Source organism: Klebsiella aerogenes KCTC 2190 (assembly GCF_000215745.1).
In the GTDB taxonomy this organism is placed as follows: Bacteria; Pseudomonadota; Gammaproteobacteria; order Enterobacterales; family Enterobacteriaceae; genus Klebsiella; species Klebsiella aerogenes.
In genome coordinates, this window is record NC_015663.1 from 2,220,674 (window position 1) to 2,247,029 (window position 26,356).

Annotated in this window: 30 protein-coding genes and 3 tRNA genes; 16 read left to right on the top strand and 17 right to left on the bottom strand. The window is 55.2% G+C overall.

The window, feature by feature from the left end; genetic code table 11:
- Nucleotides 1–61 precede the first annotated feature (61 nt).
- Nucleotides 62–1,282, bottom strand: a complete 1,221-nt coding sequence (locus EAE_RS10610) for an amino acid deaminase (RefSeq protein ID WP_015704303.1) — start codon at nt 1,280–1,282, stop codon at nt 62–64.
- 43 nt (nt 1,283–1,325) lie between these two features.
- Nucleotides 1,326–1,505, bottom strand: coding sequence for a hypothetical protein (locus EAE_RS10615; protein WP_042929906.1), 180 nt, complete (start codon nt 1,503–1,505; stop codon nt 1,326–1,328).
- On the opposite strand from EAE_RS10615, the gene EAE_RS10620 reads away from it, so the two are divergent.
- The 5 genes from EAE_RS10620 (at nt 1,483) to EAE_RS10640 (ending at nt 6,468) form a co-directional block, all read left to right on the top strand.
- Nucleotides 1,483–2,922: an N-acyl-D-amino-acid deacylase family protein gene (locus EAE_RS10620; protein ID WP_015704304.1), complete on the top strand. Its 1,440-nt coding sequence runs from the start codon at nt 1,483–1,485 to the stop codon at nt 2,920–2,922. The two genes, EAE_RS10615 and EAE_RS10620, sit on opposite strands and share 23 nt — an antisense overlap.
- 10 nt (nt 2,923–2,932) lie before the next feature.
- Nucleotides 2,933–3,325, top strand: a complete 393-nt coding sequence (locus EAE_RS10625) for a RidA family protein (RefSeq protein ID WP_015368415.1) — start codon at nt 2,933–2,935, stop codon at nt 3,323–3,325.
- Between the two features lie 187 nt (nt 3,326–3,512).
- Nucleotides 3,513–5,000, top strand: coding sequence for a sodium:solute symporter family protein (locus EAE_RS10630; protein ID WP_015704305.1), 1,488 nt, complete (start codon nt 3,513–3,515; stop codon nt 4,998–5,000).
- Nucleotides 5,001–5,009: 9 nt separating this feature from the next.
- A complete protein-coding gene (locus tag EAE_RS10635) occupies nt 5,010–5,882 on the top strand; it encodes a 2-dehydro-3-deoxygalactonokinase (RefSeq protein WP_015704306.1) in 873 nt (290 codons plus the stop codon).
- A complete protein-coding gene (locus EAE_RS10640; protein WP_015704307.1) occupies nt 5,869–6,468 on the top strand; it encodes a 2-dehydro-3-deoxy-6-phosphogalactonate aldolase in 600 nt (199 codons plus the stop codon). Before EAE_RS10635 ends, EAE_RS10640 begins: the two co-directional genes overlap by 14 nt.
- On the opposite strand, the gene EAE_RS10645 is transcribed toward EAE_RS10640, so the two are convergent.
- Complete coding sequence (locus EAE_RS10645) at nt 6,465–7,328, bottom strand: MurR/RpiR family transcriptional regulator (RefSeq protein WP_015704308.1); 864 nt, start codon at nt 7,326–7,328, stop codon at nt 6,465–6,467. The two genes, EAE_RS10640 and EAE_RS10645, sit on opposite strands and share 4 nt — an antisense overlap.
- 93 nt (nt 7,329–7,421) lie before the next feature.
- Nucleotides 7,422–7,955: a GNAT family N-acetyltransferase gene (locus EAE_RS10650; protein WP_015704309.1), complete on the bottom strand. Its 534-nt coding sequence runs from the start codon at nt 7,953–7,955 to the stop codon at nt 7,422–7,424.
- A gap of 32 nt (nt 7,956–7,987) precedes the next feature.
- On the opposite strand from EAE_RS10650, the gene EAE_RS10655 reads away from it, so the two are divergent.
- A complete protein-coding gene (locus tag EAE_RS10655) occupies nt 7,988–8,803 on the top strand; it encodes a GNAT family N-acetyltransferase (RefSeq protein WP_015368409.1) in 816 nt (271 codons plus the stop codon).
- Nucleotides 8,804–8,830: 27 nt separating this feature from the next.
- Here the strand turns inward: EAE_RS10655 and opgB are convergent, their stop codons facing one another.
- The 6 genes from opgB to EAE_RS10685 form a co-directional block, all read right to left on the bottom strand.
- Complete coding sequence (opgB, locus tag EAE_RS10660) at nt 8,831–11,122, bottom strand: phosphatidylglycerol--membrane-oligosaccharide glycerophosphotransferase (RefSeq protein ID WP_015704310.1); 2,292 nt, start codon at nt 11,120–11,122, stop codon at nt 8,831–8,833.
- Between the two features lie 256 nt (nt 11,123–11,378).
- Nucleotides 11,379–11,870 carry a YjjA family protein gene (locus EAE_RS10665; RefSeq protein WP_015704311.1) on the bottom strand — a complete coding sequence of 164 codons (492 nt, stop codon included), beginning with the start codon at nt 11,868–11,870 and terminating at the stop codon, nt 11,379–11,381.
- A 65-nt stretch (nt 11,871–11,935) separates the two neighbouring features.
- Nucleotides 11,936–12,673: a replicative helicase loader DnaC gene (dnaC, locus tag EAE_RS10670; protein ID WP_015368406.1), complete on the bottom strand. Its 738-nt coding sequence runs from the start codon at nt 12,671–12,673 to the stop codon at nt 11,936–11,938.
- A gap of 2 nt (nt 12,674–12,675) precedes the next feature.
- Nucleotides 12,676–13,215: a primosomal protein DnaT gene (gene dnaT, locus EAE_RS10675; RefSeq protein WP_015368405.1), complete on the bottom strand. Its 540-nt coding sequence runs from the start codon at nt 13,213–13,215 to the stop codon at nt 12,676–12,678.
- A gap of 85 nt (nt 13,216–13,300) precedes the next feature.
- A complete protein-coding gene (locus tag EAE_RS10680) occupies nt 13,301–13,774 on the bottom strand; it encodes a threonine/serine exporter (protein WP_015704312.1) in 474 nt (157 codons plus the stop codon).
- The gene (locus tag EAE_RS10685) at nt 13,765–14,541 is read right to left on the bottom strand and encodes a threonine/serine exporter family protein (protein ID WP_015368403.1); all 777 of its coding nucleotides are present in this window, start codon (nt 14,539–14,541) and stop codon (nt 13,765–13,767) included. The genes EAE_RS10680 and EAE_RS10685 overlap by 10 nt, the downstream gene beginning before the upstream one ends.
- 78 nt (nt 14,542–14,619) lie before the next feature.
- Between EAE_RS10685 and EAE_RS10690 the strand changes: the two genes are divergently transcribed.
- From EAE_RS10690 to bglJ, 5 genes are all read left to right on the top strand, one after another.
- Nucleotides 14,620–14,787 carry a hypothetical protein gene (locus tag EAE_RS10690; RefSeq protein WP_015368402.1) on the top strand — a complete coding sequence of 56 codons (168 nt, stop codon included), beginning with the start codon at nt 14,620–14,622 and terminating at the stop codon, nt 14,785–14,787.
- 24 nt (nt 14,788–14,811) lie between these two features.
- The gene (gene pobA / locus EAE_RS10695; RefSeq protein ID WP_015704313.1) at nt 14,812–15,996 is read left to right on the top strand and encodes a 4-hydroxybenzoate 3-monooxygenase; all 1,185 of its coding nucleotides are present in this window, start codon (nt 14,812–14,814) and stop codon (nt 15,994–15,996) included.
- 24 nt (nt 15,997–16,020) lie between these two features.
- A complete protein-coding gene (locus EAE_RS10700) occupies nt 16,021–16,890 on the top strand; it encodes a helix-turn-helix domain-containing protein (RefSeq protein ID WP_015704314.1) in 870 nt (289 codons plus the stop codon).
- A gap of 258 nt (nt 16,891–17,148) precedes the next feature.
- Complete coding sequence (locus EAE_RS10705; protein WP_015704315.1) at nt 17,149–17,871, top strand: helix-turn-helix transcriptional regulator; 723 nt, start codon at nt 17,149–17,151, stop codon at nt 17,869–17,871.
- Nucleotides 17,832–18,512 carry a DNA-binding transcriptional activator BglJ gene (gene bglJ / locus EAE_RS10710; protein WP_032709832.1) on the top strand — a complete coding sequence of 227 codons (681 nt, stop codon included), beginning with the start codon at nt 17,832–17,834 and terminating at the stop codon, nt 18,510–18,512. Before EAE_RS10705 ends, bglJ begins: the two co-directional genes overlap by 40 nt.
- An 8-nt stretch (nt 18,513–18,520) precedes the next feature.
- Here bglJ and EAE_RS10715 read toward each other — a convergent pair whose 3' ends face one another.
- Complete coding sequence (locus EAE_RS10715) at nt 18,521–18,979, bottom strand: YbaK/EbsC family protein (protein WP_015368396.1); 459 nt, start codon at nt 18,977–18,979, stop codon at nt 18,521–18,523.
- Between the two features lie 336 nt (nt 18,980–19,315).
- Between EAE_RS10715 and EAE_RS10720 the strand changes: the two genes are divergently transcribed.
- A complete protein-coding gene (locus EAE_RS10720) occupies nt 19,316–20,659 on the top strand; it encodes a PTS cellobiose transporter subunit IIC (RefSeq protein ID WP_015704317.1) in 1,344 nt (447 codons plus the stop codon).
- A 37-nt stretch (nt 20,660–20,696) separates the two neighbouring features.
- On the opposite strand, the gene fhuF is transcribed toward EAE_RS10720, so the two are convergent.
- Together fhuF and EAE_RS10730 are read right to left on the bottom strand one after the other, a co-directional pair.
- Nucleotides 20,697–21,485: a siderophore-iron reductase FhuF gene (gene fhuF, locus EAE_RS10725; protein WP_015704318.1), complete on the bottom strand. Its 789-nt coding sequence runs from the start codon at nt 21,483–21,485 to the stop codon at nt 20,697–20,699.
- Nucleotides 21,486–21,597: 112 nt separating this feature from the next.
- Nucleotides 21,598–22,644, bottom strand: coding sequence for a GGDEF domain-containing protein (locus tag EAE_RS10730; protein ID WP_015368393.1), 1,047 nt, complete (start codon nt 22,642–22,644; stop codon nt 21,598–21,600).
- Nucleotides 22,645–22,909: 265 nt separating this feature from the next.
- Between EAE_RS10730 and EAE_RS10735 the strand changes: the two genes are divergently transcribed.
- Nucleotides 22,910–23,149: a DUF1435 domain-containing protein gene (locus EAE_RS10735; protein ID WP_032706671.1), complete on the top strand. Its 240-nt coding sequence runs from the start codon at nt 22,910–22,912 to the stop codon at nt 23,147–23,149.
- Between the two features lie 21 nt (nt 23,150–23,170).
- On the opposite strand, the gene EAE_RS10740 is transcribed toward EAE_RS10735, so the two are convergent.
- From EAE_RS10740 to rsmC, 4 genes are all read right to left on the bottom strand, one after another.
- Nucleotides 23,171–23,257 (bottom strand) — tRNA-Leu (locus tag EAE_RS10740).
- 29 nt (nt 23,258–23,286) lie between these two features.
- Nucleotides 23,287–23,373, bottom strand: a tRNA-Leu gene (locus EAE_RS10745).
- A gap of 28 nt (nt 23,374–23,401) precedes the next feature.
- A tRNA-Leu gene (locus tag EAE_RS10750) sits at nt 23,402–23,487 on the bottom strand.
- A 171-nt stretch (nt 23,488–23,658) separates the two neighbouring features.
- A complete protein-coding gene (gene rsmC / locus EAE_RS10755; RefSeq protein WP_015704320.1) occupies nt 23,659–24,687 on the bottom strand; it encodes a 16S rRNA (guanine(1207)-N(2))-methyltransferase RsmC in 1,029 nt (342 codons plus the stop codon).
- 102 nt (nt 24,688–24,789) lie between these two features.
- Between rsmC and EAE_RS10760 the strand changes: the two genes are divergently transcribed.
- The 3 genes from EAE_RS10760 to yjjG are packed head-to-tail and all read left to right on the top strand — an operon-like array spanning nt 24,790 to nt 26,310.
- Nucleotides 24,790–25,203: a DNA polymerase III subunit psi gene (locus EAE_RS10760; protein WP_015368390.1), complete on the top strand. Its 414-nt coding sequence runs from the start codon at nt 24,790–24,792 to the stop codon at nt 25,201–25,203.
- Nucleotides 25,172–25,618: a ribosomal protein S18-alanine N-acetyltransferase gene (gene rimI, locus EAE_RS10765; RefSeq protein ID WP_015368389.1), complete on the top strand. Its 447-nt coding sequence runs from the start codon at nt 25,172–25,174 to the stop codon at nt 25,616–25,618. Before EAE_RS10760 ends, rimI begins: the two co-directional genes overlap by 32 nt.
- Nucleotides 25,619–25,632: 14 nt before the next feature.
- Nucleotides 25,633–26,310, top strand: coding sequence for a pyrimidine 5'-nucleotidase (gene yjjG / locus EAE_RS10770; RefSeq protein ID WP_015368388.1), 678 nt, complete (start codon nt 25,633–25,635; stop codon nt 26,308–26,310).
- Nucleotides 26,311–26,356: the final 46 nt, after the last annotated feature.

Sequence of the window (26,356 nt, forward strand, 5' to 3'; positions counted from 1 at the left end):
CCGAACGTCGCGGGTTGTGTAGCCCGGGTAAGGCGCGAAGCGCCGCCACCCGGGATGCCTGTCAAAACAGCGTGTCGAGCTCGTCCAGCACATTGTAGTCGTCATCGACCAGCAGCAACGTCTTCCACTTATCAAAGGTCAGACAGGGGTGCGAGGTGCCGAACAGCAGAATATCGCCGACCTGCACATCGCTGCCCGGCGCCAGGCGCAGCATGCAGTGCTGATCCATGATGCCGATACTGACGATCGACTCCGCGCGCAGCGCTAACTGCTGGCCGTTACGATAATGGGTGATCGGCTGCGGCAGCCCGGCGTCGAAAGCGCAGTCGCGCTTGCCGAAGTTTACCACCGCGCGATCCGCCTCAGGCACCGATTGCACCATCGCCATCAGCTCCAGCGCTGATGTAAGATCGCCGGCGAGATCGCAGGCAATCGGATCGCGGGCGATCAGCTCTTGTTGTGCGAGATCGTAGATCCCGCGATCGTGGGTGATATAACAGCCAGGGCGGATGACGATACGGCAGCGGCGCGGTTTTGCCGCCGCCAGCCAGATGTTGCACACCACGTCATACCAGACGGTGCCCGCGCCGGTGAGAATAAATTCGCCGTCAACCAGCGACTCCATGCGGCAGGCAAGCGCCGCGGCCTGTTGTAATAACGCTTCCACCTGCGGTTGCGGATCGTCGCCGTGCAGCACTCCTTCATACAATTCCAGTCCGCGTAGCCGTAACCCCGGCAGATCGCTTACCCGCTGCGCCAGCGCCAGCGCGTCATCAACGCTACGACAGCCGCAGCGCCCGCCCGGCACGCCAAGTTCAATCAGCACATCCAGCGTTTGTCCCTGGGCGGTGAAGAAAGCGGAGAGGGTGCGTACGTTAGCCTCGCTATCGACGCAGCAGATAAAATCCACTGCCCGATAGTGGGCTTTTAGCTGCGCGACCACCTGCATATTGGCCTTGCCGACCAGCTGATTGACCATCAGGACGCGTTGGATGCCGCTGGCCATCGCCGCGCTGGCCTGCCAGGCGCTGCCCACGCCGATCCCCCACGCTCCCGCTCGCTGCTGCGCCTGAAATATCCATGGCGTCATTGTCGTTTTGCCATGCGGCGCCAGCGACACCCCGCGGGCGTCGGCGTAACGCTGCATCCATGAAATATTATTTTCCAGCGCCGACTTTTTTAGCAGCGCGGCGGGTAGACAGACCTCTTCCGCCAGCAGATTAGCCGGCGCGGACATGAGGGCGGATTTGTGCGGGATGAGCGGTGCTGAATGGTATTTCATAACACTATCCTTTCAGGGGTTATAATCGGTTAGTCTCTTGGTATCATTTATAACTATTTGATAAATATATTTTTAATATAAAAATGTTATTCGTTTTGAATAAAAGTATCACAAAATGATCTGGGTTTTGCGTAGTTTTCCACTGTTTTTTGCGCTTGTAAATGGTTAACTTATCGGCATGTCGAAAGGGAGTAATTGCTATGAAAGTTGACTGGCTTTTCAAAAACGTCACGGTGATCGATGGGAGCGGCGGGCCGCAATACCGTGCTGATGTGGCGGTGAAGGGCGACCGAATAATGGCTATCGCCCCGGCGCTGGATGTCGCGGCGGAGCAGGTGATTGATGGCCAGGGGCGGGTACTGGCGCCGGGCTTTATTGATGTGCATACCCATGATGATATCAACGTTATCCGTATGCCTGAGTACTTGCCGAAACTCAGCCAGGGGGTGACGACGGTGATCGTCGGCAACTGCGGGATCAGCGCGGCGACCGCCACCATGCGCGGGGAAGTGCCGGACCCGATGAATCTCCTCGGCGAACAGCAGCACTTTATCTATCCCACCGTGGAGGCTTATGCCCACGCGGTGGAAGCGGCGCGACCGTCGTTGAACGTCGGCACGCTAATCGGTCACACAGCGCTGCGTAATAACCATATGGACGATCTGTTTCGTCCGGCGAGCGAGACGGAAATCGCCGGTATGCGCGTACAGCTACGCGATGCGCTGCGCCAGGGAGCATTAGGGCTCAGTACCGGGCTGGCCTATGCCAGCGCCTTCCAGTCGACTACCGAAGAGGTGATGGCGCTGGCGGAAGAGCTGGCAGCCGGGAAGGGCATCTATACCACCCATTTACGTTCAGAGTTTGAGCCGATTCTCGAGGCGTTGGATGAAGCCTTCCGCATCGGCCGCCACGGCAACGTGCCGGTGGTGGTTTCACACCACAAGTGCGCCGGGGCGAAAAACTGGGGGCGTACCAAAGAAACGCTGGCGTTTTTCGATGAGATGCGCCAGCAGCAGGATATCGCCTGCGACTGTTATCCCTACTCCGCCAGCTCGTCGACGCTGGATATGAAACAGGTGACCGATGAGTTTGATATCGTGATCACCTGGTCCGAAGCGCAGCCGGAGCAGGCGGGGAAAACGCTGCAGCAGATCGCCAATGAGTGGCAGGTGAGCCTGCACGACGCCGCGGCGCGGCTGATGCCGGCGGGCGCTATCTACTACAACATGGATGAGCAGGACGTACGGCGAGTGATGCGCTATCCGGTCACCATGATTGGCTCTGACGGGCTGCCGAACGATCCGATGCCGCATCCTCGCCTGTGGGGCGCCTTCCCGCGGGTACTCGGCCACTATAGCCGCGACGAGCAGTTATTCCCGCTGACTACCGCGGTACACAAGATGACCGGGCTGTCGGCGGCGCGCTTCCAGTTGGCGGATCGCGGGCTGGTGAAAATTGGCTACTTTGCCGACCTGGTGCTGTTTGACCCGCAGACGGTGCGCGATGTCGCCAGTTTCTCCGACCCGAAACGACCGGCGGACGGCATTGAGGCGGTGATGGTCAACGGCGTGATGAGCTACGGCAGTGATAAGAAAATTACCGGGCGGGCAGGGCGTTTCCTGCGCCGTCGGATGGACTAAGGAGTTGAGTATGAGTATCAAACGTTATGGCGTAGAAGGCGGTACCGGCACCGGCGGTCAGCATCTGCCGTTTGCCCGCGCGGTGGAAGCCGGCGGATGGCTATATGTCTCCGGGCAGACGCCGATGAAAAATGGCGAAGTCGTGGAAGGCGGCATCGTCGAACAATCGCGGCTGGCGATCCAGAACTGCGTCGACATCATGAGCGAAGCCGGTTACGGCCTGGCGGACGTGGTACACGTGAAAGTGATCCTCACCGACGCGCGCTATTTCCAGTCGTTCAATAAGGTATTTCGCGAGTTCTTTGGCGATAATCCGCCAGCGCGCATTTGCTGCGTGGCGGACCTGGTGGTGGATTGCAAAGTTGAAGTGGATGTGACCTGTTTTAACGCTGCGCGACAATAACGCCTGACGGCAAAAAAATAATTCCCTCCCTTTCCGGGAGGGATCATCAAAAAAATGTGATATCGGCACCAGAGTGAATAAATAAATCGGTGCCACTGGGTTCGCTATGCCTTTTTTCAGGCATGGTTCCTGTTAACTCATAATATTCAGCGGCACGAATATTATTTATTACGTCTGGATGTGAGCCATGAATAATATGTCATTTATGATTTGGTTTTCCGTTTATGCCTGCGCGATGATTACTTTAGGTTGGTACGTTTCGCGCAAACAGAAAACCGGCGAAGACTTTTTACTTGGCGGTCGTTCGCTGCCGATGATCCTCACTCTCGGTTCGACGGTCGGCACCATGGTGGGGACCGGCTCCAGCGTCGGCGCCGTCGGCTTTGGCTACAGCAACGGCTGGGCCGGGATGCTTTACGGCCTTGGCGGCGCGGTGGGGATCCTGCTGGTGGCATGGTTATTCGCACCGGTACGTAAACTTCGCTTCATGACCATGAGTGAAGAAATGTCGTATTACACCGGCGGCAGTAAAATTATCAAAAACCTCGTCGCGATACTTATTTTTATTGCCTCTATCGGCTGGCTGGGAGCGCATATATTAGGCGGCGGATTATATCTGGCGTGGGCCAGCGGCATTGATATTAATGTCGCGAAAATTATTATCGCGCTGGCTTTTGTGGTTTATGTCGGTATCGGCGGCTATTCCGCGGTGGTGTGGATCGATACCATTCAATCAATCGTGCTGTTCGTCGGCTTTATTTTAATGGCGGTGCTGGCGGTTCATCACGTTGGCGGCTGGAGCCATATTCAGCAGGCCGTCGATCCGGCGGCGCAAAGCCTGTTCGCGGTCGATAAATTAGGCGTGTTGCCGGCGCTATCATTGGCGATGGTGATCGGCGTCGGCGTGCTGGCGACGCCTTCTTATCGCCAGCGTATTTACTCGGCGAAGACCGTCTCCTCGGTGCGCCAGTCCTTTACCATTACCGGCCTGCTGTATTTGGGATTTTCCTTCCTGCCGGCGATCATCGGTATGGCGGTATGGACCATGAACCCGCAGCTGGAAAACAGCGGCTTCGCTTTCTTGTTTGCCACTCAGGTGCTGCCGCCGGTGCTGGCGATGGCGATCCTGATTGCCGGGATGTCGGCCAATATGTCTTCCGGTAGCTCTGATGCCATCGCCGCGGTGTCCATTATGCTGCGCGACCTCTACACCCTGGTGACCGGCCATATGCCCGCGCCGGAGAAAGCCATTCGCCTGTCGCGGATCTTCCTGGTTCTGGTGATTGCGCTGGCGCTGCTGTTTGCGCTGACCTCCAACGACATCATCAGCTATATCACCAAAATGATCTCGATGATTATGTCCGGCATGTTTATCTGCACCATGCTTGGCCGTTTCTGGACACGCTTTAACTGGCAGGGCGCGGTCGCTGCGCTGGCCGGCGGCGCCGGGGCATCGGTTGCGGTGCTGGTGGATAGCGACTGGCTGGCGTTCTGGGGCAACCCGTGTATTCCGGCGGTACTGACGAGCCTGGTGGCTTCGGTGGTGGTGACGTTACTGACCCCGGCCAGCAGCCTGAGCCGCGAGCAGGCGCTGGAAATGATTACCCGCGAGCGTGAAAGCCGCCCGACGCCGCCGCCGCTGCCGATTGGCAAACGTCATACCTCACGCGGGTAAGGGGCCATCATGAACGAGTATATTGCCGTCGATTGGGGCTCTACGCAGCTGCGGGCATGGCGGATGCGTGATGGCGAATGCATCGACCAGCTGAAGCTGCCCTGCGGCGTCACGCGCCTGAACGGGCAGCGCGCCGAAGCGGTATTTCAGCAGCAGCTGGCGCCGTGGCGCGGCGACCCCGCGCTGCCGGTGGTGATGGCGGGCATGATCGGCAGTGATGCCGGCTGGCAACCGGTGCCTTATCTGGCCTGCCCGCTGGCGCTGGAGGCGCTCAACGGTCAGTTACATGAGGTGGCGGAAAACGTGTGGATCGTGCCGGGGCTGAAAGTGGCGCAGGCCGCAGATTACGATGTGATGCGCGGTGAAGAGACTCAGTTGCTGGGCGCCTGGCAACTGATGCCCGCGGAGTGTTACGTGATGCCCGGCACCCACTGCAAATGGGTGCAGGTGCAAAACGGCGTGGTACGCCAGTTCGCCACGGCGATGACCGGCGAACTGCATCACCTGCTGCTTAACCATTCGTTGCTCGGCCAGCAACTGCCGGTACAACAACCCGATGACGCCGCTTTCGCTCTCGGTATGGAAAAAGGGCTAACTCAGCCGGCGCTGCTGGACGGGTTATTCAGCGCTCGCGCCGCGCGGGTGTTAGGCGCGCTGGCGGCGGCTTCGGTGAGCGATTATCTCTCCGGGCTGTTGATTGGCGCGGAGGTGGCGACCTTTAGCGAACGCTACCGCGCCAGCCGCGTGGTGCTGGTTGGTGAGCACTCGCTCAGCGCCCGTTATCAGCAGGCGATGGCGGCGCGTGGGTTAGCCGTTTCCTGTTGTTCCGGCGAGACGGCGTTTCTTTCGGGTATAGCGAGGATGATTGATGGACAAGGTTAAACTGGTGGCGATTTTACGCGGTATTCAGCCTGGTGAGGCGGCGGAGCATATCGCCGCGCTTATCGAGGCGGGTTTTCGCTATATTGAAATTCCGCTTAACTCGCCGGACTGGCAGCAAAGTATTCCGGCGATGGTGCGCCAGTTTGGCGAGCGGGCGGTGATTGGTGCGGGGACGGTGCTGAAGGTTGAACAGGTTGATTTTCTGACTGAAGCCGGGGCAAAACTTATCGTGACGCCCAATACGGCCCCGGCGGTGATCCGCCGCGCGGTAGATAAGGGGATGTTGGTGTGCGCCGGCTGCGCGACGGCCTCCGAGGCGTTTAGCGCGCTGGATGCCGGGGCGCAATGGCTGAAAATCTTTCCGTCATCGGCATTCGGCCCGGACTATATCCGCGCGCTGAAAGCGGTGTTGCCGCCGGAGGTGTCGGTGCTGGCGGTCGGCGGCGTGACGCCGGAAAACCTGCACAGCTGGCGTCAGGCGGGCTGCGCGGGGGCGGGGCTAGGCAGCGATCTCTACCGCGCCGGGCAGTCGTTGGCGCGTACCCGCCAGCAGGCGCAACGCTTTATCGCCGCCTGCGGTGATTAATCGCCGAGCGGCAGTCGGTCGACGCCGTCTCGGTGGTCGTCGAGCGCCAGCTTAATGCGGCGCAGGCGGTCTTTCGCCTGCGGTTTATTGGCCATCGCCAGCTCGGTGGCCAGCACATCCACCATCGCCAGCATCGCATAGCGTGAGGCGCTGGGCTTAAAGATATAGTCGTTTTCGCTCACCAGCAGCGGCAGCAATAAATCTGCCTGCGCCGCCAGCGGCGTTTCCGGCGGGGTAATAGCGACAATTTTCGCCCCGTATTGCCGGGCGATAGCGGCGCTTTCGATCATCTCTTTGGTATAGCCGCCGAGCGACAGCACAATCACCACATCTTTCGCCGTCACCGCCGAACTCATCATGCGAACCAATAGGCCGTCGTTCTGGCTGACTACCGGCAACCCGAGGCGGAACAGGCGATACTGGATCTCCTGCGCGCAGATGGTCGAGCCGCCGCCCATACCCAGCGCAAGCACCTGGCGGGCGCCGCTAATCCATTCCACCGCGCGTTTCAGCGCCGCAAGATCCAGCGCCCGGCGGTTGGTTTCCAGTACGCTGATAATCGATTCATAAATTCCCTGTACGCCTTCCAGATCCGGCACATCGAGAATAAAGCGCTGACCAATGGCCAGCGACTGGGCGAGCTTCATTTTCAGTTCGCGCACGTCTTTGCAGCCCAGCGCACGCGCAAAGCGCGTCACCGATGCCTGGCTGGTGTCGGTCAGGCGCGCCAGTTCGGCAATCGGCATTGCCGCCGCGGCGGCGACGTCGTCGAGAATAAACTGCGCAATGCGCTTTTCGGTCGCGGTCAGCGCCATAAAGCGGTCGGTGATGCAGGAGATGATATCGATCGAGTAGGCCATTCCGGGTATCAGGTTATGTATTAGGTTATGTATTGGGAATGGTACTTTGTACCATATGCCGGTGACAAAATCAGCGCGGCGCCTCTCGCGGCGCTAAAAATCAAGGCGCATCGCGCAGCGGGTTTCCGCCGTCAGGCCGTGCTCCGTTTCCAGCGCGCGTTTCGCCGCCAGCCCTTCGGGTAGGTGCAGTTCATTAAGGATGGTGAAGCCCAGCCGGGTATAAAATGGCGCGTTCCACGGCACTTCGCGAAAGGTGGTGAGCGTCACCGCCGGGAAGCCGTCGCGGCGGGCGTTGTCGATAGTTTGGCTAAGCAGGGCGCGGCCAATACCCTGGCCCTGCCACTGCTGATGGACGGAGATTTCTACAATAAACAGCGCATCGTCCAGCGGCTCGCTCAGCAGGAAACCGACGGGCCTGTCGTCCGCGAGCGCCAGCAGGCTATGGCCGGTTTCCAGGTATTGCCGGTGCTGTTCAACGCTCATTACCGGGCTTTCCGCCAGCCAGGCGAAAGCGGGAATGCGCGCAAAGGATTGTGCCGCCGAACGTTCCAGCGCGGGCAGCTGCGGCAGATCGCCTTCTTCAGTCAGGCGAAAAGTGATAGTGGGGTTTATAGTGTTAGTTTTCATCGCCTCAGCATAGCAGCCTCAGGGAGAAATGCATGGAGTTCACCGCCGTTCCTGCCGTCCAGTTTAGCGGCGCGCAGTTGACTACGATTTTGAATGACTGCTTTGCCGATTATCTGGTGCCGGTGTCGATGTCGGTAGATCTGTTTGTACAACGCTTTAGCGCCGAAGGGTTAAACCTGTTGCAGTCTAAGGTGTGGCTGGCAGGAGATGAACCGGCGGCTATCGGGCTCATCGCCCGTCGCGGGCGTGATGCGCGGCTGGCGGCCTTTGCTATACATCCCGGCTTTCGCGGCAAAGGACGAGGGCGACAATTGATGACCTCGCTTATCGCCGATTTACGCGCTCAGGGCGTACAGCGAATGTGGCTGGAGGTGATCCGCGATAATCACCGGGCGGTGGCGCTGTATCAGTCATTGGGCTTTACCGTGCGTCACGGGCTGTGCGGCTATCTCAGCGCGGGGCAAGCGGAGCCGCGTGAATCCAGCCTGGATGAGTATGATTTGCTGAGCCTGCTGCGTCATGCAAGCCTGGAGCTGGAAGGGCAACTGCCGTGGCTGCTGGATCCGCTGACCTTTATTACCTTGCCCTGTCGGGCGTTGACGCTGCAGCAGCAGGCCTTCGCCGTACTGGCAACCACCGCCAGCAAGCCGCAGTTACAGTTTTTATGGCTGACGCCGGCGGCGCGCGGACGCGGGCTGGGGCGGGAAATGCTGCTCGCGCTGGCTCAACAGTTTCCGGGATTAAGCACTTCGGTGACCATCCCGGAAACCTTCACGCCGCTGTTTAAATCGGCGGGCTATGCGCCGCTGGCGCTGCAGCAGTACGAGATGTGCCTGCGCTTGAACTAGCCCGGCGCAGACGCCGGGCCGCAGGCGTTAACCTTCGCGACTGACGATTTTAATGTCGACCATACCAATGCCCAACTGGCGCGGCGCGTGGCCGACAATATTGCCTTCGTTGGTGGACTGGGGCTCCGGCGGAGTGATGGTTAAGGTGTTGCTGCGCGCCGGATTGTCGAAATGCAGCGTCGTCGTGGTCACTTCATTGGCTAAAGTAAGTACTTGCTCGCTTTTCCCGACGCGCACCGGTATTGGCTGGTTGGCGTTCGGGCCGAAGGCTTTGGCGGTGATCACCAGATCGAATTTTTCCGGCAGCGGTTCTTTATATTCAATCTTCACCTCGTCACCGAGCTGGGCATTAGACCAGCGTCCCCACAGCTCAGGCCGCGAGATGCCGCTGAACTGTTTGACCTCTTCCGGCGCGCCGGCGACATTAAACACAAAGCTATCGGCTTTGTAGCGAATATCGTTATCGACAATTTTCAACGTATCGACGTTGCCTTTATAGCGCTCCATATCGATGACGGTATCTTTAAAGGCGGTTTTGCCCTGCCACTGCGGCTTATCGACATGCTGTACTTTTTGTTCGCCGCCCAGTTGACCCTGAGAGACGCACCAGTCGGTGGACAGCGCCAGTTCCGGCCGCCACAGTTGGCCCATTTTGTAGCAGCGGTCGACCCATACGAAGTTGTCGCGCGGGGCGAAATCCGCCAGTTGGAAGCGTAGCGGCGCGGAATATTCGCTTTCCGGAATCGGCTCGACGCGCTGATCAGAGACCCGCAGCAGCAGCGGCAGACGGAAGTGGCTACCGGAGAATGCGATCATGTTCTTCTGCGAGTCGATGCTGAAGTTCTTTATCTCCTTCGGGAAATTCCACAGACGAATGACGTCCGGTTTCCATGCCAGCACTTTCTCTTTCATGTTCATGAAAATGGTTGAAAGCGATTCGGCGGAAAGGCTGCTGCGGCCAAGGCCGATATAGTTATCGCCGCCGAGAATATCCAATACCGTTGCGCCGTTATCCATGGTATTACGCTTCACGGCCAGCACATCCTGTTGAGGCTGGTCGCCGCGCAGGATAAAGAACAGGTTGCTGCGATCCTGTTTGTTCAGATAATCCCAGGCGGTGTTCTTCATCGCCAGATGATCGGACGAAACCACGATGACCGTATTTTTGAAGTACGGCGAGGCCTTAATCTTTTCAATCAGCGCGGCGATGTGCTCCTGGCTACAGGCCACGGCGCTGAAGGAGAGGTTCTTTTTGCCATCCATGTCATAGCGTTTACGCTCGCAGGTGCGTGAGATAAAGCCGTCAGGGTGGTGGGTATCGACGGTGAGAGCGAACAGCGAAAAGCGTTTGCCGGATTGGGAGAGCGCTTCGAACTTTTTCCACGTTTCGTCGAGCACGGTGTCGTCGTAGAAGCCCCAGTCGTTGCGGTAGGACGGGTCAGCCACCGTTGTTTTCAGCTCTTCCGCGCCGTACAGGTGATCGAAGCCGTGAGATTTGAGGAAAACGTCTTTACCGGCAAAACGCAGGTTGGCGCCCTGCACAAAGTAGTTTTCGTAACCGGAATTTTTCAGGATATCGCCGAGACAGATATTTTGCGGAAAGAAGCTGGATACCGCCGCGGAAGCGTTGCCTTCGAACGGCGCGAACAGCGGAATACCGCACTGGGAAGCGACCATGCCGGCGATGGTGTAATCGGTGCCGGGAAGCTGCGCGGTGTTGCTGAAATCCAGCCCTTCGCTTTTGATTTTACCCAGTTCCGGCGTTAGTTCGGGGAAAGCCTCGTTATTGAAATAGGTGCGTTCCAGGCTCTCGCCGTAGATATAGACCAGATTCAGCTGCGGATTGTTGATGCTTTTCGACGGCTCTTTGTAGTAGGCCGCGAAGTCCGGATCGCCATCGCGGGACTGCGATTTCACGAGTTCGGTGATTTGGCGGAACGCCGGGCTGGCGTCGACGGAGGCCAGCGCCAGTACCAGCGCAATCAGGCTGTAGCCAAAGTGATGCGGATGATGCCGGCGACGGCGTAATATCCAGCCGAGAACGCCAAATACGGCGACCAGCGCCAGCACCAGACCGATACCCGGCAGAATATATTTACTGACGCCCGCGCCGGTCAGGCTGTTGGTCAGGGTATAGAGTACCGCATCGTTAATACCGTCGCCGGTGAAGTAGTCGCTGGCGTAAAGGGTGATATTAAGCACAACAAACAGCCCCAACACCGCCAGGGTGGCAGAGAACCACCAGGTGTTGCGACCGGCTTTCCAGGCATAGATCACCACCGAGGCGAGAAACAAGGCGATGGATAACAACTCTGACACAGCTAACCCTCGTATGCGCCAGCGGCGGGCTGGCCGGATAGATCGATTTTCACGCTACACTGTAATGGCAGCGCCTTTCTGCTGCAATTGTAGTGTCATGAAAGTGTGCTGTGATTCAGAATTGGTTTAGAAAGCGTCTTTTTTGTACGATGTCTCATCCTGTCGTCACGGGGAAAACAGGAGCAGAAAAGTAAAAATAGCGATTGCGGCCGCGCTGGCAACGCTAAAGCGCCAAACGCGGCATCGGCGGGGAACTTTAAGACAGGAAGTTAACGCCCTGTTTCAGTACCAGGTCACAGGCTTTGGTCTTCACTTTTTCAGCCAGCGGGCTGCTACCCAGGGTGTTGAGATTCAACTGCTGGCCGTTATTACTGCTCAGCAATCCCTGTAGCCCTTCCAGATAACCGGTATCCTGTTTCTGTTTCTCCGGCGTGCTCAGGCCAAGCTTATCCAGTACCTGGTTTTTAACGTTGTCGGCGTTGGTGACCGAGGTCAGTTTTTTTTGCGCGCAATAAGAGAGAACGCCGGCGGCATTGTTCATGCTGCTGGAGGTGAGCGCCTGGTTGCCGCCGTTGAGCAGGCTGGTTAAGGACGACATCGACATACCGCCGCCGCTTTGCTGGGAACTGCTGCTGAGCTGGCTGGCGGCGCTATTGAGCGAGTCCTGCCAGGAGGCGGCGTAGGTAGGGGCCGCCATCAACGCGCCGGCTGCGATAGCGACGCAAAAAGCTGTCTGCAAAGATTTCATAAACGTACTCTTCGTCGTTACTTAAGAATCCCTTCAGTATAACGCCGCTTACGCTCGGAAATCTCTCAATACTCTTTACCGGTAACGCGATCGCGGTAGCTATCCCAGGTGAAATTCACCCACAGGCTATTGCCGAGGCGCATGCGATCCATAACGCGTTCGCCGAGCAGTTTGTTCATTTCATCCATGGTACTGTTAGTCAGCATGCCGGTTGGGCGTTTCGAGGAGGAGCGACGATCGACAATCTGGTTGATAATCACTTTCTCGTAGCGTGATTCGGTTTGCATACCGATTTCGTCGATAACCAGCAGATCGACCCGGCTCAGGTCGCTGAGCAGTTGCTCTTCGCTGGTTTCCCGATTACCAAAGGTATCTTTCATCGCCGACATAATATCGGCGACGGTGATGATTAATACCGATTTACCGCGCAGCAGCAGCTCGTTGCAGATAGCGGCGGCAAGATGATTTTTACCGGTGCCCGGCTTGCCGGAGAAGATGAAGCTCGCAATATTGCCGTCAAACTCTTCAACGTACTGGCGGGCGCGGGACAGGGCGATCATCTGCCCGTCGTTTTCGACCCGGTAATTATCGAATGAACAGTTCTGATGTAATGGACGGATCCCGGAGCGATTAAAGGTGCGCTGCATTTTCATCGCCCGATTTTCCCGCTCCAGCGCCTCTGAACGCAGCCTACCTTGCTCTTTTTGCCAGGCCAACAGCTCTTCGCCGGTTTTAAACGCCGGTTGCACGTGGGCTGGCATCATTTTTTGCAGGCGCTTCATGAGATCGCCAACGTTTTTCATGCTCATCCTCGGAAACCTCGCGGGATCTGGTTATCGGGTTCGCTAATAGCGTTCACATCGCGCTTCGGCTGCCCGCCGTTGCTGGCGCGGCCGATTTGCACGCTACGCGCCAGCTTCTGCTGCCACTGCACGTGGTGGAAAACTTTGCCTTCCGCCTGCCAGTAGGCGACGAAGGCGGCCAGTTCTTCCGGGGTGACCGGCTGCGTCAGGGCGATACCCCACAGCGCCGCCAGACGCTGAAAATCGGCATCCGGCTGCCAGCCGGCATACATGGCGAATTTTCCCATCGGCACGGCGACGGGCGCGGCGCTCGGCTCATCAAAGAACTGCGCATCCAGCGCGATATCGCTGGTGGGGCGCGCCAGTTTAGCTTCCAGCTCCAGCAGCTGCGCCAGGCGCTCCGGCGTCAGCGCGTAAAACGCCGGGGCGTTATTGGCAAATACGGCGACGGCGCCGCTGGCTGATTTTTGCAGCCTGGCCGCGTGGTTCTCGACGAAATCGTCAAGACCGCAAAAGTCGGTGGTTAAAATTCGTGAAGACATAACGCTATCTCAACTCTGAACAGCAAAGAGTGGGGGAATTGCTGACATAGTAGCATAGTGCGAGGCCAGGAAGCAGCGCTGGCGGTTACACGCGCGGGCGTTTGCGATAGAGCCACAGACCGGGAATAGACAGCCCGATAGAGAGCGCCCCGACGATGGAGGAGGCTTTTAAAAAGTTGCTCAACAGCATAATCATCATCTCTTCGGAGTAACCAAAATGGCTGATTTTGACGGCCGAGATCATCGCCGTATAAGCCGAAATCCCAGGGAACATCGGGATCACCGCGGCGACGGTAAATATCTTCGGGTGCGCCAGATACCAGCGCGACCACTGAATGCCGATACTACCGACCAGTAACGCGGCGAGAAAGGTGGCCCATTCTATATTGAAGCCTGCGCTCATCATCACCATCCGCGAGCCGTGGCCGATAGCGCCCAGTAACGCGCACCAGCGCAGCGCGCGCTGTGGGACGTTGAACACCATCGCAAAGCCGACAGCAGGGATGGCCGCCAGCGCCATATCCTGCGCCAGGTCGAAAAGATAAGAGATTATGCCCATCCGCGTAGCCCCCACATGGTCATTGCCATTACCACCCCGATACAGGTCGCCAGCGTCAGCAGGCTGGCGATCGCCCAGCGGGCCAGCCCGGTATTGATATGGCCCTTGAACATATCGGCCACGGCGTTAATTAACGGAAAGCCGGGAACCAGCAACAGCACGCTGGCGGCCATGGCGATAGTCGGCGTCTCGCTAAATGCCGGCAGACGCAGCATCAGCCCGGAAATGGTGGTGGCGACAAAGGCGGTAATGCAGAAATTAATCTGCGGATGCATGGAACGGTGGGTTAGCAGCTGGCGAATATACATGGCGACGGTACTGGCGAAGAAGGTAACCACCGCGCCATCCCAACCGCCGTTGTTCAATTTACAAAAGCAGGCGCAGGAGAGGCCGACCATTAATACCAGTAGCCAGCGCGGGTAGCGTAAGGGTTTGATCTGCGAGAAGCGCTTCTCGACGTCTTTGTAATCCAACAGCTTATGTTCGGCCATGATCACAATATGCTGTACCTCCGTCACCACATGCATGTTAATTCCGCGATCGCTGTTTTTACGCGTGGAGGTGAGACATTCGCCGTCTTTAATCGTGGTGAGCACGATCGCATTAGAGGAGATAGCGCTTTCAACGCTATCCATACCTAACGCCCGCCCGAGGCGGGTAGAAAGCTCCTCAACCAGCGCGCTTTCCGCACCATGCTGGAGTAAGTAAAGGGCACACTGGATGCACAACCGGGTGACGGCGCGCTGCTCTGATTTATCTGCCTGCATAAGTACCTGCTGTCCGCGTCTCTATTGATACTTGTACCTGAACTCCACCCCGTTGTGCGGCGTGCCGGATCAAACAATGTGCAAAAATTGCTCCATCAATGGCGTTGGCTGAAATTTGAACCGCGCCACACTTTCACCACTTCGTTGGAAAGTGCAATTTTTACCGCCATTCATCCCTTCTTTTTCCCGTTTGAGTTATCAAAAATGCATCCAGGAACTTTTAGTAAACAAAAAATAAACAAATAATTAACCTTTGAGAGCGAGTACCCCATGAGAACACAGGTTGCCATTATTGGCGCGGGCCCTTCGGGGCTACTGTTAGGCCAACTGCTGCATAACGCTGGTATTCATACCGTCATCCTTGAGCGTCAGAGCGCGGAATATGTGCTGGGACGTATACGGGCGGGGATCCTCGAAAACGGTACCGTCGAGCTATTGCGCGAAGCGGGGGTAGCAAAGCGAATGGATGCGGAAGGGCTGGTTCATCATGGCGTGGAGTTTTTATTTGAAGGCCAGCGGGTACCGGTACCGCTCAGCGAGTTGACCGGCGGTAAAAGCGTGATGGTCTACGGCCAGACCGAAGTCACCCGTGACCTGATGGCGGCAAGACGCGACAGCGGCGCGCCGATTATTTATGGCGTTAGCGAGGTGGCAATCGAGGATGTTAAGAGCGACCGACCGGTGGTCTCTTACGTGAGCGGCGGCGAAAAGTGTCGCCTGGAGTGCGATTTTATTGCCGGTTGCGATGGTTTCCACGGCGTTTCGCGGCAAAGCATTCCACGTGACATTCTCAAAGAGTATGAAAGCGTGTGGCCGTTTGGCTGGTTAGGTTTGCTGGCGGACACGCCGCCGGTAAATCCGGAGCTGATTTACGCCCATCACGAACGGGGATTTGTATTATGTAGTCAGCGCTCACTCACTCGCAGCCGCTATTATCTGCAGGTGCCGTTAAGCGATAACGTCTCGGCATGGTCAGATGAACGCTTCTGGAATGAGTTAAAGCGGCGTCTGCCGGAGGATCTGGCAAGTAAGGTAGTGACTGGTCACTCACTTGAGAAAAGCATTGCGCCGCTGCGCAGCTATGTCGTCGAGCCGATGCAGTATGGCCGGCTATTTCTGGTCGGCGATGCTGCGCATATCGTACCGCCAACCGGCGCGAAGGGGCTTAATCTGGCGGCGTCGGATGTCAATTATTTATGGCGGATCCTGCGCGAGTATTATCGCCATGGCCGTGCGGACCTGCTTGCGAGCTATTCGCGCTTCGCTCTCGACCGCGTATGGAAAGGGGAGAGATTCAGCTGGTTTATGACTCGCCTGCTGCATGACTTCCCTGAACAAACTGATTTCGATAAAAAAATGCAGGCTGCTGACCGCCGCTACTATCTGGGGTCTCGCGCAGGGCTGACGACGATTGCCGAAAATTATGTGGGTTTGCCGATGGAGCAGGTAACGTAACGGCTAACGAAAACCGGAGATGCCATGTCGACCGCAAGTACGATCCCTGTTTTTAAATTATATGGCGAAGAGCGCGGTTGGCCGACGCCGGATCTGCTGCATTGTGAATCCATTTTACAGCGCAGCAGCCTTTATGAGTGGCATATCCGCGTGCATCAACATGCCGAAATGGTGCAGCTATTGTATCTGCACAAGGGGCGCGCTGAAATCGAAGTTGAGGGCGCGACGAGGGTCATGACCGAAGCCTGTATTCAGGTTGTGCCGGCATTATGCATTCATGGCTTCCGTTTTTCCCCCGGTACTCAGGGATTTGTCCTGTCGCTTTCATTGCCGCTGCTGAGCCGCTTTGAAAGCCAGTTTGGTCGAACGCTTGATGTGCTATCACAGCCGCAGTGCGTGGCGGTAAAACGCTCACGTGGCCATATTCACTCGCTGTTTACCGCTTTGCGTGAAGAGTACTGCGAGGAGCATGATGCGCGAGAAATGATGCTGCATTCGCTGCTGGGGGCGCTCCTGGTCTGGTTAAACCGCCAGTGTCAGCCGACATCGGTGACAGAAGACAAAGCCGAACGTAAGCGCAGCGTCATGCGCCATTTTTCCCGCCTGATTGAAAGCCATTACCGGGAGCATCTGCCGCTGGCTGAATATGCAAAGCTAGTGGGGCTTTCCACAACGCATTTAAATTATTTGTGTCGTGAATTTCATGGCTGCAGCGCATTAGGCGTCTTACATCGACGCTTAATGTTAGAAGCGCGGCGTAACCTGCAATATACCAGCATGACCATCACACAACTTTCTGATTATTTAGGGTTTACTGACGCTGCTTATTTTTCGAGATTCTTTCGGCGATATAGCGGAATCTCGCCAAAAGCATTTAGGAAAGAAATTAAATAAGTTATTTATTTAATTCTTAAGGTAATTTTTCTAATGAGGGCTTTAATTTTTCTAATTTATTGATGGCATCATTTTGTGTTAGGGTAAATCGTTGGTGAGAGTAATAGTTATATATCCCTCACGGTTATGGAATTAACTTCAGGGCGTGCATTATGCCCACCAGGGACGATAAAGATTCAATAGGTGAAATAATATTATAGTAGCCATTCATCCGTCATTTATTTCGGGTGTGAATCTTTGACAGGATGCGGAGGTTTTATGTTGCCAGGACAAGGTAAATTTGGCGTCATTATTAGTAGAATACCGGTTATGCAATCCGGCCTGAAGGCTATTTTAAGGGAACATCTTCCTGATTACGAACTAAGTTTCTGTGGTTCGCAGGATGAACTCACGTTACTGCAGCTTCGCCGCGCCGTACTGGTCGTCGTTGACCTCTCCGGACACATTGAACGCCCGCGAGATATTTGTGAGCATTATTATTCGTTAATGAATCAATACCGGGATATTCACTGGATTTTTATGGTTGGCCACTCCTGCTTCCCTTTGGCAGTCGAGTTTCTCATGCGGCCGGAGAGTTCGCTGATTTCTGATAGCGAGCCGGTAAGACGTTTCATTGAAGTCATCCGCGCCGGCAAACTTTCTGCTGAGAGAATTAGCCAGACACTTTTTTCACCCGAGATGGATAACTTAGGTGATGACGCTGGCGAGACGGTCATCTTAACTTTTTCAGAACGCAAAGTTTTGCGGCTTCTGGCAAAAGGGTGGGGAATTAACCAGATTGCTGCCTTGTTGAAAAAGAGCAATAAAACGATAAGCGCGCAGAAAAATAGCGCCATGCGCCGACTTTCGTTACGCAGTAATGCAGAAATGTATGCCTGGATCAATAGCGCTCAAGGAATGAAGGAACTGAATCTGTATTCAGCCTATGGAGATAACACGGAATGGAAAAAAATCTCACAACACGATGTGTCGCTATCGTAGAAAAATGCGCAATGACTGAGACGGCGCTTCGTTACATTTTAAGTAACGATGCGGGTAAAAGATATAGCATTCATTTTTATAAAGATACTCAGGCTCTAAAGCGCGAATTCGCTTCCAAAAACTTTATTGCCGTTATTTTTTCTCTTTCCGGTAGCAGGCGTATTCGTCTGGAAAGCCTGCTCTTCTTACACGAGATTGCGCAAACTCGTCCCGAAATACAGCGAATCGTACTGGCGGATAATACGGCGGAAATGCGTCTGATCAGCCATCTGACGCCATCAAGCCCGCAAACTATCCTCAATAAATCATCTTGTCTTACTCGCCTGCAAGAACGTTTACTGCAGCTAATTGAACAGGCGCCGCTGGACAAAGAAAGTATTCTCAATCGCAGCTATAGCTCCTGCGGGCAAATTCTTAGCCCAACCGAGCATACGATCCTGCGTTACATGACTTACGGCTATTCACTGCCCGAAATAGCCACCCGGCTTGATAGAAATATCAAAACCATTCGCGCGCATAAATTTAATGCAATGACCAAACTGGGTGTGAACTCTGACATTGGCTTGCTCAGCGCGGCAGACATTCTGCTGTGTCTGCCGGCTAATAATGACGACGGCCGGGGAATGCGCCTGGCGCAATAACTGGCAATCTACAGGCAGACGTCGACCCAGTCGGCTTCTGTCAGTTGCGCCATACGTTCAGGTGAAATTCGTACCGCGCTATGAATAGCCCCCGCTGCTGGCAGAACTTCGGGATATTGTTTGAGCGAGATATCGCAGTAAACCGGCAGCGGATTTTCCAGGCCAAACGGGCAGACGCCGCCGACGGGATGGCCAGTGAGCGTAACGACTTCATCGCTGCTGAGCATGCGCGCTTTCGCCCCGAAAGCGTCTTTCAGTTTTTTATTATCAAGCCGGGCATCACCTTTGGCGACGATTAATATAACCCGGTCTTTTACTTTTAAAGATAAAGTCTTAGCGATTTGCCCCGGCTCGACTCGATGCGCGGCGGCGGCAAGCGCAACGGTCGCCGTGCTTTGATTCAATTCGATGATTTCAATATCGGGGGCATGTTCAGCAAAAAACTGCCTCACGGACTGCAGACTCATGGGGTTCTCCTGATAGTTTTCCGCTTAAATCTGTCACAAGGCCGGAAATCTGTAAATATTGTCGATAGATAATCAGGAATTATTCTGATTTCTGGATCTTCTTCACAATCGCCGCAACCGGTTACTGTAACCGGTTGCAGTATGACCTTCGTCGATGAATACTGACAAGGTAACTCCCTGTAGCAAAGATAACTAACAGCCGCGCGTGAGATATTCCTGCTGACAATATGGCGACCTTAAACCCCGGGTAGCTACTGTCCATACGCAGTTAATTTCAGCATAGCGGCAAGATTACCGTTGTTGGGCCTGTTTCGATAGCCTGTCAGGAGGGCTGCTATGTCTGCTAACCATGCTGCGTTTAATCTGATATTTCGCTTTGTAGAGAACTATATAAGTCCCGTTGCCGGGCGCATTTCTTCGCAGCGCCACGTCATGGCTATTCGTGACGGATTTATCTCGGCCATGCCGTTTATGATCGTGGGTTCCTTTCTCTTAGTCTTCGCTTATCCGCCTTTTTCGCCGGATACTACCTGGGGCTTCGCCCGCGCCTGGCTGGATTTGGCTAAAGAGTTCGAAGGACGCATTCTGACGCCTTTTGATATGACCATGGGCATCATGTCCATTTATATCTGCGCGGCGATTTCCTACAACCTGGGCAAGCATTATGAAAAGGCGCACCAGCTCGATCCTTTCATGTGCGCCATGCTGTCGATCATGGCGTTCCTGCTGATCGCTGCGCCAAAAACCAATGGCAGTTTGCCGGTTGATAGTCTTGGCGGCACCGGGATCTTTACCGCGATCCTGGTGGCGATTTATTGCGTGGAGATGATGCGATTCCTGAAGGCGCACAATATCGGGATCCGTCTTCCGGATCAGGTGCCGCCGATGATCAAAAACTCGTTCGATTTGCTGATCCCGGTCCTGGTGGTGGTGCTGACGCTCTATCCGTTGAGTCTGTTTATCCAGCATCATTTCGACATGCTGATCCCGCAGGCCATCATGGCTATCTTTAAGCCATTGGTCTCTGCCGCAGATTCATTACCGGCCATTCTGCTGGCAGTGTTGATTGGCCACCTGCTGTGGTTCGCAGGGATTCACGGGGCGGCGATTGTCTCCGGCATGCTGCAGATGTTCTGGCTCACTAATCTGGGGATGAACCAGCAGGCCCTGGCGCAGGGCGCGCCGCTGCCGCATATTTTTATGGAAGCGTTCTGGACGTTCTTCATCGTTGTCGGCGGTTCCGGCGCAACTATGGGGCTGGTGTTCTGCTATCTGCGCAGCCGTTCCGCGCATTTGCGCTCTATCGGCCGTTTAAGCGTGGTGCCAAGCCTGTTTAACATTAACGAGCCGGTTATCTTTGGCACGCCTATCGTGATGAACCCGGTATTCTTTATTCCGTTCCTGCTGGCGCCGATGGTTAACGCGGTGATTGCCTGGGCGGCCATGAAGTTGGATCTGATCGGTCGTGTTATCTCCGTTGTGCCGTGGACGGCGCCGGCGCCGATTGGCGGCGCATGGGCGTTGGGATGGGATTTCCGCGCGGCGATTCTGGTCGTTGTCCTCGCTTGCGTATCGGCTATCATCTACTTCCCGTTCTTTAAAGTGTACGAAAAGCAACTGCTGGCGCAGGAAGCTGAAGAGGCGCAGCGCGCGGCGCAGGAGAGCGAGCAGACCGCATAAAATGACAACGGGCGGCATATTGCCGCCCGTCAGGTAATTACTTTAACGTGCAGTCGCCGCATTGTTGAACGTCCGGCAGGCGATAACGCTGACAGCAAGTTCGACGTACCAGCAGCCCTTCGCGCAGGACTACCGTTCGCCACAGCGGGTTATCCTCGCCACTGGCCTGTTGTTTTGCAAAAAAACAGTGTTGACGTAGCGCGTTCACCTGCTCGTCGCCAAGCAGATTTTTCATTTCACCGAGATACCAGTTAATCAGATAGCCGGTATTGCTCCAGATAAGCTTACCGTTAATGTCGCCGGTAGCTTCCAGCGCTTCCACCACCGGTTTCAGGGCTTTATTGACCAACATATCCATACGCGCTTGCGCGGGAAGCATCAACGCATCATGGTCGGCATGCACGTCAATCCAGAAGCAAGCCGCGCGCCCGCTTTCATGGAATTCAACGCGAAAATGCTCCGGTTCAAGGCTAATTGCCTGTTCTTCCGTAAGCAACGCAAGCATTAGCGGCGGCACCAGCAGGCCGATATACCACTGCGCCCACAGTGAAAGCAGGGGTTTTTGTTCGCGCGGTTGGCTGGGCTGATGGCGATAAATATGGTCGGAATAGGTGGACAGTAATGAACTAAGGGACGTTGGTCGTGACCATTCCGCGAGGGGTAGAGCAAACGGGGGAGCTTCTTCATCCAGACGCAGGAAATCCAGTAGATGCGGGCGTACCGCAGCGATCTTTTCCCGTACCGCATTCGCCAATGCATGCTCGACGGGCGCAAGCGGCGCACGCCAGATGATGTCATCGCTGAAGGAGAAGGTACGGTAAGCCATCAGATTTCCAGATACAAATCTAAATGATAATGATTGCTGATACTAGTTGTTCGTTGCAGGGAGCGCAAGCGATTTGTCAGCGCCGCATATCCCTCGCGGCGGGCTGGAAGCGTTAGTTGACGAGAATGATATTACGTCCCTGGTTTTTGGCTTCATATAGCGCGCTATCGGCGCGTTTTATCGCACTGTCGATGTCGCCACTCACCAGAGGGGTCATCCCGATACTGATAGTGACATGAGTGGCGACGCTTTCGTTAAAACGATGCGCGATTTTTAAATCGTAAACCCGTTGGCGAATACGCTCTGCTGTCTGGAAGGCGGATTCCGCCGAGCTGCTGGTCAGCACCACCATAAACTCTTCACCGCCAAAGCGAGCGACGATATCGCGTGAACGCACGGAATTACGAATCGCCGCGGATACCTGGATTAGCGCCTGGTCGCCCATCATATGGCCATAGTTATCGTTGTAGGCTTTGAAATGGTCAATATCCAAAAGCAGGATGAAATGTTCGCAGGTATCCACTGCCAGGATGTTATCCATCCGGTTTTGCAGGCCACGGCGGTTATACAGGCCGGTTAATGGATCAAGCATACTGAGATCGTTCAGGGTGTTACGCTCTTGCAACAGTTTATCCATTAGCCCTTGGGTAAAATTATCGCTGCGCTTTTGCATAATGTTTTGCAACGTAATTCCAGCAACTGGCAGGACAAAGCAGTAAAACATCCGCATCCACTGTTCGCCGCCGGCCAGTACCAGACACACCATAAAAGTCGGTAGCGAATGTAGAGTAAAGGCAATGATATTGTTAGAAAAAGCGATAGTTCCAATAAACAGGATGCTTAATAAGGCAATAACCAGAAAGTTAAAATGTGGAGGTGGTAACAATGAGGCTTTTATTACGATGTGCCAGGCCCATAGCATGCCAAATAACAGAGAAATAACAGGAATATTTATTTTCTGTTTTGGAAATTTCCAATTCCATAACAAGAACCCCAGGCTGGCGGCACAGATCAGCGAACTCGGCAGCGTGACGGTGACAATGGTAAACAGCGGACTGAGCAGCGACAGAGCGGCAGAAACACAATTAAGTAATAAAAAAAGTCGTAAGGAATACTGATATTTTTGCTCGTAATGAGCCCGCCAGGTTTGTGCAGTCATATTGGTACTATCATTATTAGTAGTTAAGTTTCAAGATGATGGCTGCCAAAGGGGAAAGATATAAAACAACACGTAATATAAGGCTATCTGCGCAAATGATCAGACAATGTAATATATAGATTTAATTTGCTTAATTTATCATCCCAATGAATGTATGTCATTACTCCTGAATGCAAGAGTAATAAAAGTTAAACTCTCCGGCATGACAAATGATAAAAATTATCATATGATATTGGTTATCATTATCGTTGTGAGAGGCGAAACCATGTTGCAGCGAGCTTTAGGGAGTGGTTGGGGAATTCTGCTGCCGGGCGTACTGGTGATGGCGTTAGGCATGATTGGCCTGCCGGTGGAAGCCTGGCGCGTGATGATTGTGCTGGGGTTACTACTATCGGCGGCAATGATCTGGCACCGTCAGTTACGTCATTTCGTACTGTTGCCGTCAAGCGTAGCGCTGGTCAGTGGAATAATGCTGATCATGTTGAATTTGAAGCTGATGGGATAAAACAGAGAAGGGTAAGAATATTGGTGCGAGGGGGGGGACTTGAACCCCCACGTCCGTAAGGACACTAACACCTGAAGCTAGCGCGTCTACCAATTCCGCCACCTTCGCACAGTATTCTTAATCTGATATCGCCTCGTTGGTGCGAGGGGGGGGACTTGAACCCCCACGTCCGTAAGGACACTAACACCTGAAGCTAGCGCGTCTACCAATTCCGCCACCTTCGCCCAGTGCGAGCAATATCAACGTGGATTATGGTGCAGGGGGGGGACTTGAACCCCCACGTCCGTAAGGACACTAACACCTGAAGCTAGCGCGTCTACCAATTCCGCCACCTTCGCATACCATCGACACTAAAAAGTATCGTTACCACGGAGGCGCATTCTAGTGGTTTTCGGCGACACGTCAATAGTTAATTATGCAGGTTTTCTCGATTGCTGCAAAAATGGGCTATTCAGAGCGAAGGGAAGGCCTGGCGGCACGTCGAGCATGCCGCCGATGGGAAAAGAAGATTATTTCCTGGCCTGGCGAGTCATCACCGTGCGGTAAACTTTGAAACGGCCGGTTTGGGCGATCACTTCGTGGAAGCCAAACGTCTCATCCAGCACCTGCGGATACGGCAGGAAGGCGTTGGCAACGATGCGCAGTTCGCCGCCGCTGTTCAGATGGCGGACCGCGCCGCGGATCAGCGCCTGCGCCGCTTCAAGACTGGTCTGCAGGCCGTCATGGAATGGCGGATTTGAGATGATCATGTCAAAACGGCCGTTGACTTCAGAGAAGACGTTACTGGCAAAAACCTCGCCTTCAAAACCATTCGCGGCAAGCGTCGCGCGGCTGGCTTCGACCGCCGGAGCGCTGACGTCGCATAGCGTCAGGCGTACCTTCGGTGAATGACTGGCCAGTACCGTGGCAAGCACCCCGGCGCCGCAGCCGACATCGAGCACTTTACCTTTGGTGTGCGGTTGCAGGGTCGACAGCAGCAGCTGGCTGCCGACATCGAGGCCGTCGCGGCTGAACACGCCCGGCAGCGTTTTAATGGTCAGATTATCGAGCGTGTACTCGTTCCAGTACTGTTCGGCGTTGAAGGAGGGCTGTTTTTCCAGACGGCCGTGGTAGAGACCGCAGCGGCGGGCGCTATCCACTTTACTTAGCGGCGCGTATTCGGCGAGCATTTGCTCGGCGCTACGTACGCCGCTGCGGTTTTCGCCGATCACAAAAATATCGATCCCCACCGGCAGCAGAGAGAGCAGGTTCATCAGTTGGAACTGCGCTTCTGGCTTGTTCTTCGGCCAGTAGTAGATCAGGGTATCGCAATCGGCGACGTCGGCGGCCTCGGCCACTAAGCTAAAACGAACGTTGTCGCCCATCTGGCGATTCAGGACCTGCCAGTGGTGGAATTGTTGGGTATGAGCGCGGCTGCCCGCGGTATCCAGACGTGCAGGCAGGTCATCCTGCAGGTCACCGGCAAACAGAACGCGGGCGGACTCGAAATCATCACTGTGGCGCAGCAAGACTTCACTTGCCGGGGTAAAAGCTGACATGAAACACTCCTTCAATAAGACTGGCGCCGATTATAGTAGTTTGTTGGCGCAGATACGACGGATTTGCTATATTGCGCGCTTGTTTAACAGGAGTGTTTCGCTATGACTTCCCGACGAGACTGGCAATTACAGCAACTGGGAATTACCCAGTGGTCGCTGCGTCGCCCGGGGGCGTTGCAGGGCGAAATCGCTATCTCGCTTCCTGAACATATTCGTCTGGTGATGGTGGCGGAAACCCCGCCGTCGCTGACTGAACCGCTTATTAGCGATATTCTGCGCGCGCTCTCGATTCGCGCCGATCAGGTACTGCAGCTTACGCCGGACCGGGTAGCGATGCTGCCGCAAAATAGCCGCTGCAACAGCTGGCGACTGGGCTGCGAGACGCCGCTGTCGCTGGCGGGCGCCCAGGTCTCGACGCCCGTTTTTGATGAACTTCAGAGCAGCGCGCCGGCTCGCATCGCGCTCTGGCAACAAATCTGCGCACATGAACACGATTTCTACCCTCAGCACGGCTGATTTATCCAAAGCCTGGCAAATCGAAAAACGCGCCCACGCTTTTCCGTGGAGCGAACAAACCTTTGCCAGCAATCAGGGTGAACGTTATCTGAATTACCAACTGGCAGTGGATGGAGAAATGGCGGCATTTGCCATTACTCAGATTGTCCTTGATGAAGCGACGCTTTTTAACATCGCCGTCGACCCCGCCTACCAGCGCCGCGGCCTGGGACGGGAACTGCTGGAACATGTTATTGATGAAGTAGAAAAACTCGGCGTCGTCACGCTGTGGCTGGAGGTGCGGGCATCGAATGTCGCCGCCATCGCGCTCTACGAAAGCTTAGGCTTTAACGAGGCGACTATCCGCCGCAATTACTACCCTACGGCCGACGGGCGTGAAGACGCAATTATCATGGCTCTGCCAATCAGTATGTAAGACAAGGTGAAACGATGAAATGGGACTGGATTTTCTTTGATGCCGATGAAACGTTGTTTACGTTTGACTCTTTCAGCGGTTTACAGCGGATGTTTCTCGACTATAGCGTGACATTTACCGCCAAAGATTTTCAGGACTATCAGGCCGTTAATAAGCCGCTGTGGGTGGATTATCAAAACGGCGCCATCACCTCGCTACAATTACAGCATCAGCGTTTTGATAGCTGGGCGGAACGTTTGAACGTCCCTCCGGGCGAACTGAACGACGCTTTCATGAATGCGATGGCGGAAATCTGCGCGCCGCTGCCGGGCGCCGTATCGCTGCTGAATGCGCTGCAGGGCAAGGTAAAAATGGGCATCATCACCAACGGTTTTACCTCGTTGCAGCAGACTCGACTGGAACGAACAGGCCTGCGCGATCACTTTGATTTGCTGATTATTTCTGAGGAAGTCGGCGTCGCGAAGCCGGATGCGCGTATCTTCGATTACGCGCTGGCGCAAGCGGGTAATCCGTCGCGCGACAGGGTATTGATGGTTGGCGATACCGCCGAGTCGGATATCCGCGGCGGCGTCAATGCCGGGCTTGCCACCTGTTGGTTGAATGCGCACCAGCAAACGCTGCCGGCAGACCTGCAGCCAGACTGGACGGTGACCTCTTTAAGCGAACTGGAGCAACTCCTGTGTAAACACTAATTGCCTCCCCCCCATTGATGGGTAAAATAGCCGCAATTTTTCGTAT